12 protein-coding genes and 1 riboswitch are annotated in these 9,980 nt (G+C 52.9%); all 12 genes read left to right on the top strand.

The window, feature by feature from the left end; genetic code table 11:
- Positions 1-316 (top strand): sigma-70 family RNA polymerase sigma factor (locus tag VIN66_RS10250; protein ID WP_331923897.1); only part of this gene is annotated, 316 nt, incomplete at its 5' end.
- 19 nt (positions 317-335) lie between these two features.
- Positions 336-1,193: a flagellar motor stator protein MotA gene (gene motA, locus VIN66_RS10245; protein ID WP_331923896.1), complete on the top strand. Its 858-nt coding sequence runs from the start codon at positions 336-338 to the stop codon at positions 1,191-1,193.
- Positions 1,193-2,197 carry a flagellar motor protein MotB gene (locus VIN66_RS10240; RefSeq protein WP_331923895.1) on the top strand — a complete coding sequence of 335 codons (1,005 nt, stop codon included), beginning with the start codon at positions 1,193-1,195 and terminating at the stop codon, positions 2,195-2,197. The genes motA and VIN66_RS10240 overlap by 1 nt, the downstream gene beginning before the upstream one ends.
- Positions 2,184-2,603 (top strand): PilZ domain-containing protein, encoded by a 420-nt coding sequence (locus tag VIN66_RS10235; RefSeq protein WP_331923894.1) that lies wholly within the window; start codon positions 2,184-2,186, stop codon positions 2,601-2,603. Before VIN66_RS10240 ends, VIN66_RS10235 begins: the two co-directional genes overlap by 14 nt.
- A complete protein-coding gene (locus VIN66_RS10230) occupies positions 2,596-3,480 on the top strand; it encodes a FliM/FliN family flagellar motor switch protein (protein WP_331923893.1) in 885 nt (294 codons plus the stop codon). Before VIN66_RS10235 ends, VIN66_RS10230 begins: the two co-directional genes overlap by 8 nt.
- Positions 3,477-3,833: a FliM/FliN family flagellar motor switch protein gene (locus tag VIN66_RS10225; RefSeq protein ID WP_331923892.1), complete on the top strand. Its 357-nt coding sequence runs from the start codon at positions 3,477-3,479 to the stop codon at positions 3,831-3,833. Before VIN66_RS10230 ends, VIN66_RS10225 begins: the two co-directional genes overlap by 4 nt.
- A complete protein-coding gene (gene fliP, locus VIN66_RS10220; protein WP_331923891.1) occupies positions 3,826-4,590 on the top strand; it encodes a flagellar type III secretion system pore protein FliP in 765 nt (254 codons plus the stop codon). Before VIN66_RS10225 ends, fliP begins: the two co-directional genes overlap by 8 nt.
- Complete coding sequence (locus VIN66_RS10215; RefSeq protein WP_331923890.1) at positions 4,587-4,856, top strand: flagellar biosynthetic protein FliQ; 270 nt, start codon at positions 4,587-4,589, stop codon at positions 4,854-4,856. Before fliP ends, VIN66_RS10215 begins: the two co-directional genes overlap by 4 nt.
- Positions 4,853-5,632: a flagellar biosynthetic protein FliR gene (fliR, locus tag VIN66_RS10210; protein WP_331923889.1), complete on the top strand. Its 780-nt coding sequence runs from the start codon at positions 4,853-4,855 to the stop codon at positions 5,630-5,632. The genes VIN66_RS10215 and fliR overlap by 4 nt, the downstream gene beginning before the upstream one ends.
- A 3-nt stretch (positions 5,633-5,635) precedes the next feature.
- Positions 5,636-6,787 carry a flagellar biosynthesis protein FlhB gene (flhB, locus tag VIN66_RS10205; protein ID WP_331923888.1) on the top strand — a complete coding sequence of 384 codons (1,152 nt, stop codon included), beginning with the start codon at positions 5,636-5,638 and terminating at the stop codon, positions 6,785-6,787.
- Between the two features lie 3 nt (positions 6,788-6,790).
- Positions 6,791-8,863 carry a flagellar biosynthesis protein FlhA gene (gene flhA, locus VIN66_RS10200; RefSeq protein ID WP_331923887.1) on the top strand — a complete coding sequence of 691 codons (2,073 nt, stop codon included), beginning with the start codon at positions 6,791-6,793 and terminating at the stop codon, positions 8,861-8,863.
- Between the two features lie 308 nt (positions 8,864-9,171).
- Positions 9,172-9,261: riboswitch (cyclic di-GMP riboswitch) on the top strand.
- A gap of 143 nt (positions 9,262-9,404) precedes the next feature.
- Positions 9,405-9,980: hypothetical protein (locus VIN66_RS10195; RefSeq protein WP_331923886.1), on the top strand; the 576-nt coding region annotated here is incomplete at its 3' end.

The raw sequence follows: 9,980 nt of genomic DNA, 5'->3' as shown, positions 1-9,980 counted from the left end.
CATCGACGCTGAAACCTTGCTGGAGCTGCAATATGTTGGCCAGGCCGAAGCGATGGAAAGCCTGGATTTACTGCTGGAACAGCAGGCCGATGCCCAGCTTGGCAGCACCAATTTGAACCAGCTGGAGCTGAAGTTATCGCTGAAAAAGGCCATGTCGTCGTTACCGGAGCGCAACAAATTACTGCTGCAGCTGTATTACGCCCATGAGCTGAACATGAAAGAAATTGCACTGGTACTGCAGTTAACAGAATCGCGGGTATGTCAGCTGCACAAACAATCGGTGGAGATGCTCAGCAAAAAGCTGGCGCAGTGGTAAAGGTACAGGAAGCAAAGCAATGCAGAAAATAGTAGGTTTTATCATCGTTCTGGGTACTGTGGTTGGTGGCTTTATGTTTGCCGGCGGCAACGTGGCCACTTTATGGCAGCCGGCTGAATTTCTGATCATCTTCGGCGCCGGCTTTGGCGCGCTGGTTGTGGGTAACTCCAATTACGTGCTGAAAGAAATGTGGTTTCAGGTGAAGTCACAGTTTGGTAAGCACAAAGACAGCGGTGCTTTATACCGCGAATTGTTGCTGTTGATGTACACGCTATTGGATCTGGCAAAAACCAAAGGCCTGCGTGAACTGGATGAGCATGTGGAAAACCCGCAAACCAGCTCGGTGTTTCTGGCTTATCCGCTGGTGCTGGAGAACGAGGCGCTGGTGGTATTTGTTTGCGATAACCTGCGCCTGATGAGTATGGGCAAGCTCAGTGCCCACGATTTTGACAGCTTGCTGGAGCAGGAAATTTATACCATAGAGCAGCAAAAACTAAAGCCATCCTCAGCGATGTACTCGGTGGCAGAAGCCATGCCTGGCTTCGGTATTCTGGCCGCTGTTGGCGGCATTATCATTACCATGCAGCATCTGGATGGCCCGCTGAGCAATATCGGCTATCACGTTGCAGCGGCACTGGTAGGGACTTTTATCGGTATTTTTGGCTGCTATTGCCTGATGGCGCCGCTCAGTTCTGCCATGGAGCAGTACGTTAAGAAGCAGCTGGCGCTGCTTGATTGTGTGCGCGCTATTTTAGTAGCGCATGCCAAAGGTCACGTTGCTATTGTCGCGACCGATTCCGGCCGGCGCATGATTAACGAAGAGCAGAAACCATCGTTTACCACGATGGAGCAGTGGATCAACGATAAGGCCGCCTGATGAACAGCTCGCCCATAATCATTAAACGCAGTGCGCGCCACAGCACTGCCAAAGCCAAAGCCGGTGGCGCCTGGAAAGTCGCTTTTGCCGACTTTACACTGGCGATGATGGCATTCTTTATGGTGCTGTGGATTTTAGAGGTTTCTAATGTCAAAGAGCGTGCTGAAATTGCTAACTATATGCGCACACACTCTATTTTTGACGGCAGCCCCGACCCGTTTAAACCCGGTAACAGCCCGTTTCCGGTTGACCTTGGCGGCACTCCATCAATCGTCGATAAACACTCCGCCAATGCGCTGCCACCGGATAACCCACTGCCGGGGATGTCGGAATACCTGCAGGTGCCCTCAGGGGATGAAAAACCACTGGCGGGGATGGGCGATAAACTTAATTCGCTGATTGACGGCCAGTTTGATACACCGGCTCAACTTAGCTTGCTGTTGCAGGCATTTGAGCAGTTGGCTGCCCAGCAACTGGCGCAGGAACATATACAGGTAGATATAGTGCCGTCCGGGTTGCGGGTCATTATCCGCGACAATAAACAGCAGCAGATGTTTGTCCGTGGCCAGATCCGCATGACGCCATTTTTTGAAGACCTGCTGCTCAGCCTGGGGCCGGTGTTTAAAAAAGTGCAGAACAAACTGATTATTTCCGGCCATACCGACAACACGGCTTTCAGTGGCAGCCAGTACAGTAACTGGGAGTTATCGGGCGACAGAGCACTGCAGGCGCGTCAGGTGCTGGCAGCGGGTGGCATGCCGGTAGAGCGGGTAGCGCAGGTGGCGGCGTTTTCGGCAAACCGGCCATTAAATGAACAAGACCAGGGCAGCAGTGAGAATCGCCGTATTGAACTGCTGATCCTGACCACTGCCGCCGAGGCTGAACTGAACCAGCTGTTTTCACCGGCCAGTAAAGACAACGCCGTGCAACAGGCCGCCACAGCAGCAAGTTATAACCAGCCCGTCGGACGCTCTGGAGTAAAGGTTACCGATGCCAGCAACTAAACCCGATGTAGCAAGACGTTATCTGCGCTGGTACTTCAGCACGGCGAATCAGCCGCATGAAACCCAGACCAAAGGCATTGCAGTAAAACTGAAACAGCCGGGCTTGTTCGGTTCGCAACTGTGCCAGGCGGTAGTAAAAGATATCAGTCTGGGGGGGGCAGGCTTGCTGGCCCCCCTGAGTAAGCACGTGCCGGATACGCTGGTAGTGGAATATGACAGTGAAACCCGGATCAAAGCAGAGGTTATCTACCGCCGTGCAGTCAGCGACAAGCTGGAGTTTCTGGGTATTAGCTGGCTGGATACCAAACGTGAACAACGGCTGCGTTTACTGCGGCGTTTAAGTAAGAAAGCTTACCGCGTATCGCGTGATGCCGGTGTCAACCAAGAAGTAACCGCAGATGAATAAGTTTAAGAAGACCGGCGGCCTTATCGCAGCCGATGCTGCCGGCAGCTATCAGCCATTTGCGCTGACACTGGATCAGCGCCGATTCGGCCAGGCCAGCACGGCTGCCAAACAGCAACTGCCTGAACTGGCTCAGGCAATAGAAACCGAACTCAGTCGTCTTCTGACCGACGTGGAATTCAGCATAGAGCTGAGCTTGTGCCAGGGCACAGGTCTGGACAGCTGGCTGGCAGAGCCGGGGCGTCTGCTGCTGCAATGTCCGGTGCTGGTGCCGACCGACTGTTATTGCTACATGGCGCTTGATTATACCGGTGTGCACCATCTGGCCGACTTATCGCTTGGCGGCCAGCTCAGCAAAGTGGTGGCGCTGGAAGAGAAAACCGAACTCAGTGCGTCTGAGCTGCGCATTTGTAGCCGGATAGCCCAGCGGCAGTTGCAGGCGTTGCAGCAGTTTTTGTTTAAAGAGCAATCGGCACTGCCTGCCAGTGCGGTAAAGCAGCAACTGGAGCCGGCCCGCTTTCAGTACCTGCCGCTGAAAGTGCGCTTGTTACTGGATGCCGAGGCCATCAGCTGGTTTTTATGGCTGCCACTGGCATTCTTCAGTGCAGTGGCAGAAGAGACTGCACTCAGTGTCAGCGCTGTCGATATATCACCCTGGCCACAGGTGCCGGTGCAGTGCCGGGTGGAAATGGCACGCAAAAAAGTCAGTTTACAGCAACTGCAGCAAAGCCTGAAAGGCGAGATCTTACCAATAGAATTGCACAGCGCGATGAGTTTTGTGCTGAACAACCGCACCCTGTTTTCAGGCAAGGTAGCAGAAGATGCGAACGGCCTGGTATTCCAAATTACTGATATTGCAAATAAAGAGACACTAGCATGAGCGAAAACCTGAACAACGGCCTGGATGCGGCATTAGCCGGCCTGGATATGATGGATATGGACGATATCTTTGAACAGGGCGCTGATAACACAGCAGCAAAAGCGGATGGCCTGGCGATGTTTCGTGATGTGCCGTTGACCGTGACGCTGGAAGTAGCCAGCGCAGAGGTAACACTGGGTGAACTTAGCCGTGCCAGTGTTGGCGATGTGTTGCCGCTGGACAAAGCCGTTGGCGAAGCGCTGGATGTCAAAGTAAACGGCGTGCTGTTTGCCAAAGCCGAAGTGGTAATGGTAGATGGCAAATATGGCTTAAAGTTTGTCAACCGTAATACGGCAGCGGAGCATCATGCGTAACGCCGGGCTGCGTCAGCTGCTGCTGGCTGTGGGGTTACCCTTGCTGCTGTTATTGCTGCCCGTAATGGTGCAGGCGCAGGATATGACAGTGTTGTCGGTGCGCGACGCGGACGGTGGGCAGGATTACAGCGTTAAACTGCAGATCCTGCTGCTGATGACGGCGCTTAGCCTGATCCCGGGCATGCTGATGGTGCTGACCTCTTTTACCCGTATTGTTATTGTACTGGCCATACTGCGCCAGGCGCTGGGCTTGCAGCAAAGCCCGCCGAACCGGGTACTGATTGGCATCGCGCTGATGCTGACATTGCTGATTATGCGCCCGGTGTGGCAGGACATATACCAGAATGCCTTTAAGCCTTATCAGGCTGAAGAGATGACGCTGGAGCAGGCATTAGTGCGGGCCGAGCAACCGCTGCGTCAGTTTATGCTGGCACAAACCCGTGAAAACGAGCTGCATCAGGTATTGCTGATTGCCAAAGAGCCCACAACGATGGCCGCCGCCGATGTGCCGCTGGATGTGCTTATTCCGGCCTTTGTACTCAGTGAGCTGACTACGGCGTTCCAGATCGGTTTTATGCTGTTTTTACCTTTTCTGATTATCGATATGGTTGTCGCCAGTGTGCTGATGTCGATGGGCATGATGATGCTGTCGCCGCTGATCATCAGTTTGCCGTTTAAACTGATGATTTTTGTGCTGGCAGATGGCTGGTCGATGGTAGCCGGTACTCTGGCTGCAACATTTGGAGCTTCGCCATGAGCCCGGATCAAAGCACAGAACTGGTAGCCCAGGCGGTATATACCATTATCAAAATTTTGCTGGTGATGGTGGTGCCAAGCCTGATCCTGGGGCTGATTATCGCGGTATTTCAGGCCGCAACCTCTATCCAGGAGCAGACGCTGACGTTTTTACCGCGCATGCTGCTCACTTTGCTGATGCTGGTATTTGCCGGTAACTGGATACTGCAAACACTGATCGACTGGTTCCGTAACCTGATGCTGATTATTCCCGGAGTGTTTGGGTGAGCTCGCTGATTTCGCTCAGCAGTGCTGAACTGATGAGCTGGATTGGTGCTGTCTGGTGGCCTTTTGTCCGCCTGTCAGCACTGCTCTGGGCGATGCCGGCTTTTGATAACCCCGGTGTACCGCCCCGTGCCAGAATATTGCTGGCAGTGTTTCTCAGTTTTTTACTCAGCTCCTTGTTACCGGCTATGCCGGCTGTTGACCCTTTCTCGCTGGATGCTGCGGTGATGACGTTTGAGCAAATTGGCTTTGGCATCATGATGGGATTGGCAGTGCGTATGTTGTTCGAAGTGCTGATGATGGCCGGTATGATGCTATCGATGCAGATGGGCTTGTCGATGGCGACGATGATGGACCCGGCCACCGGCGACTCTGCGCCGCTGCTGGGGCATTTATTCTGGATCATGGGTGCCTTGCTGTTTTTTGCATTGGGCGGCCACTTGCTGGTGCTGGCGGCGCTGGTTGATAGTTTTACGCTATGGCCGGTAGGCAGTGGCCTGTATCAGCTGAATATCGATGTGCTGCTGCAAATGTTCGGCTGGATGTTTGGTGCCGCCTTGCTGGTCGCCATGCCCGGTATTATCGCTATGCTGCTGGTCAACCTGACATTTGGCATCGCCACCCGTTCTGCGCCTTCGCTGAACATTTTTGTGCTGGGTTTTCCGATGAACATGGTACTGGGTTTTGTTTGCGTGTACCTGACTGTGGTGCAAACCGGCCATCGTTTCTCCGGCATGATAAATGACATGCTGAATAACCTTTACCTGTTGATGAGGTAAACGATGGCAGAGCAAAGCAGTTCACAGGAAAAAACCGAACAGCCGACGGCGAAACGGTTAGAAAAAGGCCACAAAGAAGGCCAGATTGCCCGCTCAAAAGAGCTGAACACTGCTGTGCTGCTGATTTTAGGTATTGCAGGTTTGTTGTGGTTTGCCCAGCTGTTTCTGACCTTATTTATGCAGCTGATGCAGCGCAGCCTGCAACTGAATAAAGCCATGCTGGCAGATGAAAAGCTGATGCCGATCGCGATGGGGCAGGCATTCGGCGATATGCTCAGTACGCTGTTGCCATTTTTATTGCTGCTGTTTATCGCAATGATCATTACCGGCGCGTTACCGGGCGGCTTTATCTACTCTGCCAAGTTATTCAGCCCGCGGTTTCAACAGCTAAACCCGTTAAAAGGCCTGGCGCGGATGTTCAGCCTGAACGCGCTGGTAGAACTGGGTAAATCTATCCTGAAGATCAGTTTGCTGGCACTGTGTTTATACCTGTTTATCAGTCAGTTGTGGCAGCGTTTGCTGATGCTGCAGCGGCTTGATCTCAATGTCGCTCTGCAGGAAGGCATGGGGCTGCTGGCACTGTGCCTGATGCTCACCGCTTGTGCCTTGTTATTGATTGCGGCCATTGATGTGCCATATCAGGCGCACAAAATCGCCAAAGAACTGAAAATGACCAAGCAGGAAGTGAAAGAAGAACGTAAGTCGGCTGATGGCAGCCCGGAAATAAAAAGCCGGATCCGCCAAATTCAGTTTCAGATGGCAAACCGGCGCATTGAAGAGCGGGTGCCTAAAGCGGATGTGATCGTGATGAACCCGACGCACTATGCGGTCGCGATTCGCTACAGCGAAAAAGATGCCCGGGCACCTTATGTGGTGGCTAAAGGCATCGATGAAATTGCACTGCGCATTAAAGCTGTCGCACAGTGTCATCATATAGAAGTGCTCGAAGTGCCGGTACTGGCCAGGGCAATTTATTACTCCACCCGTGTCGATCAGGAAGTACCAAAAGGCTTGTACACGGCAGTGGCCTATGTGCTGACCTATGTGATGCAGCTAAAAGCATACAAACATGGCCGTGGCCAGCAACCGGCGCCTTTACCGGCGCTGGACATTCCCAAATCATTGTTAGACAAAGCTAAAGTCCGAGGTAGTTAAACTGTGAACTGGCGTATACTGACCCAACCTTACACCGCTATTCCCGTATTACTGCTGGCCATTCTGGCCATGGTGGTGTTGCCACTGCCTGCCTGGATGCTGGACGCGCTGTTCACCTTCAATATCGTGCTGTCGGTTATCGTACTGCTGGTGGCAGTGTCGAGCAAAAAACCGCTCGATTTCTCAGTATTCCCAACCGTATTGCTGGTCGCCACGCTGATGCGGTTAACGTTGAATATTGCCTCGACCCGGGTAGTGCTGTTGCACGGCCACGAGGGTTCTGATGTTGCCGGCCGGGTGATACAGGCGTTCGGTGAGGTGGTGATTGGCGGTAACTATGTCGTCGGTATGGTGGTGTTTGTTATTCTGATGGTGATTAACTTTGTGGTTATCACCAAAGGTGGCGAGCGGATTTCAGAAGTTGCCGCCCGTTTTACCCTGGATGCGCTGCCGGGTAAGCAGATGGCGATAGATGCCGATCTTAATGCCGGTTTAATCGGACCGGAGCAGGCAAAAGATCGCCGGGCAGAAGTGGCCCGCGAAGCTGATTTTTACGGTTCAATGGACGGGGCGTCCAAGTTTGTCCGTGGTGATGCCATAGCCGGCCTGATTATTCTGGTGATTAACCTGCTTGGCGGTATCAGTATCGGTGTGTTCCAGCATGGTCTGAGCATGGGGGAAGCCTTTCAGCGTTTTGCACTGCTGACAATAGGTGATGGTTTAGTTGCGCAGATTCCATCATTACTGCTGGCGGTAGCCGCGGCCATTATTGTGACCCGGATGAACGACGAAGGTGAAATGTCCGATGAGGTCGGTAGACAGCTACTGGCCTCACCACGGGTATTACTGACCACCGGCGGCATTATGCTGATCCTCGGTGCAGTGCCTGGCATGCCGGCGATGGCTTTTATCGGTTTTGGCCTGCCACTGATTTATGTTGCCTGGCGCTTACAGCAAAGGGTAGATAAAGGCGAGCTGATCCAGGCTGAACGACTGACCGAGACTATAGCGCAAACGCCAAAAGCACTGGGTTGGGATGACATTCCGCATGTTGACAGGCTATCGATTGAACTCGGGTTCCGGCTGGTTTATCTGGCGGATAGAGAAAAAGGCGAAGAGCTGGTACAAACACTGCGTGGTATTCGTAAAACCCTGTCAGAACAAAGTGGCTTTTTGCTACCAGAGGTCAGAGTGCGCGACAACCTGCAACTGAACCCGCAGGAGTACCGGATTAAGCTGGCCGGTGTGCCTGTGGCATCAGGACGGCTTAACCCACAGCAATTGCTGGCGCTGAATACCGGTGAGATTTATGGCCAGCTGGACGGTGAAATTACCCGTGATCCTGCTTACGGCCTAGAAGCGGTGTGGATAGACACCAATACCCGTGCCAAAGCACTGAACCTTGGCTATTCAGTTGTTGATCTCGCCACAGTCATCGCGACCCATGCCGGTAAGCTGATTAAAGAACATTTGTCTGAGCTGTTTGTATATGAAGATGTAAAACAACTGAATAAACGGCTGGCGAATGTTGCGCCTGTGCTGGCAGAAGCGCTGGATAAAGCGCTGAGCGCGACGGTGCAGCTTAAAGTTTACCGTTTGTTATTGCGAGAGCAGGTCAGCCTGGGAGACATTCTGACCATTGCCAGCACCCTGCTCGACAGCAGTGAAGTGACCAAGGACCCGTTGCTGTTAACCTCGGATGTGCGCTGTGCCTTGCAGCGGGCGCTGGTGAGGCAAATCAGTGGCGACAAAGACGAGCTGGCCGCTTTTACGCTGGATGAAAAGCTGGAGCAAACACTGCAGAGCGCGCTGAATCAGGCCATGCAGGCTGGCAAAGTGACACTGGATAGCTTCCCGGTGGCACCCAACCTGCTGAGTCAGTTTCAGCGTAATATGCCGCTGATCTGCAGTCAGATGCAGCAGCAGGGCCACACGCCGGCGCTGGTGGTGATCCCACAGCTGAGGCCATTACTGGCGCGCTATGCCCGTACTTTTACCCAGAACTCATTGGCCGTGCTGTCGTATAACGAAATTCCGGAAAATCTGCGGGTGAATGTTATCGGTGCTCTGGGCTAACGCGGTACCTGATGGCTGTCATCATAGCGCCATAATAAAGGGAAATAATTGACGGTAGTTTGCTGTGTCCGTTTAGATAGTTTTGCAGTTTTTCTTACTGTTTAGTCAGTTGATAGCGGCAACAGGTCAGAGCAGTGTTGGTAATATGTTAGCGGCTGGCGAAAAAATATGCAGGTGCAAATCTATGATCTTAAACATCATATTAGATCTTGTTAAAAAACACTCTTGCTAAGCCAACATAATTTCGATATCGTTTGCATTATTCAGTTTCGGTTCATAAATCTGGTCGGATTTGTGAACTTGTTAAGACAATTAAAAGGCAAACTGCACCGAAAGGTCAGGACGCAAAGCTTCCGGTCTACGGCGTGTTACAGCGCTACGACAGCGGGGCCGCATTAGCTTAGCGCCATTCGTTGGGGTTAGCCGTATTGTTATGGCCGCTCCGTCAGTGTTCTGTGCTTTTCTATGCCGTTTGCTTTTTATTTTGCTATGCCAGGCTAAGTTGCCCGGCGTGATGTCAGCGACAAAATAAAAGGTGTGTATGGTGTCTGTATTGTCTTTCAGTTTGTGGTTAAGCGCCAGCCTTTCAGGGGCTTCGGTGACTGCGGCACTGCTGACGCAACCGGCAGAGCAGGCCAAATGGCAGCTTAACAGCGATGCTTTTTATTGCCAGTTACAGCAACAGGTCAGAGGCCTGGGGCGGGTCAGTTTCGCACTGGAACCCGGTCAGCCGCTGCGGCTTAATCTGGTACTGGCACAGCCGCATTCAGCACTGCAGCAGGTGAGTGTTATCGCCCGTCCAGCCGACTGGCAAGGCGGGCAGCCCGCTGCGTCTGCCGAGACATACTACGCCGAGTTATATCAGGACAGCGAAGTTAGTTTTCTGCAAGCGGCGTTGCCGTTATTGCGTCAGCTGCAGCAAGGTGCCTGGTTACAGTTTGATTTGGGTGATGCGCAGCAACAGTTAGTGCTGACCAGTGTGCGCGCAGCTGATGCCGTTGATAAGTTTCAGGGCTGTGTTGCGCAAATGTCGCCTTTATCCTGGCAGCAGGCCCGCGACACCGAAATTTATTTCGCTTCTGGTAAGCGTCAGGTTGACCGCCAGCAACTGCCCAGT

The organism is Rheinheimera sp. (genome assembly GCF_036568245.1).
Classification (GTDB): domain Bacteria; phylum Pseudomonadota; class Gammaproteobacteria; order Enterobacterales; family Alteromonadaceae; genus Alishewanella.
Note: the sequence above shows the minus strand (reverse complement) of the source record. Positions and strands in the feature narration are given on the sequence as shown.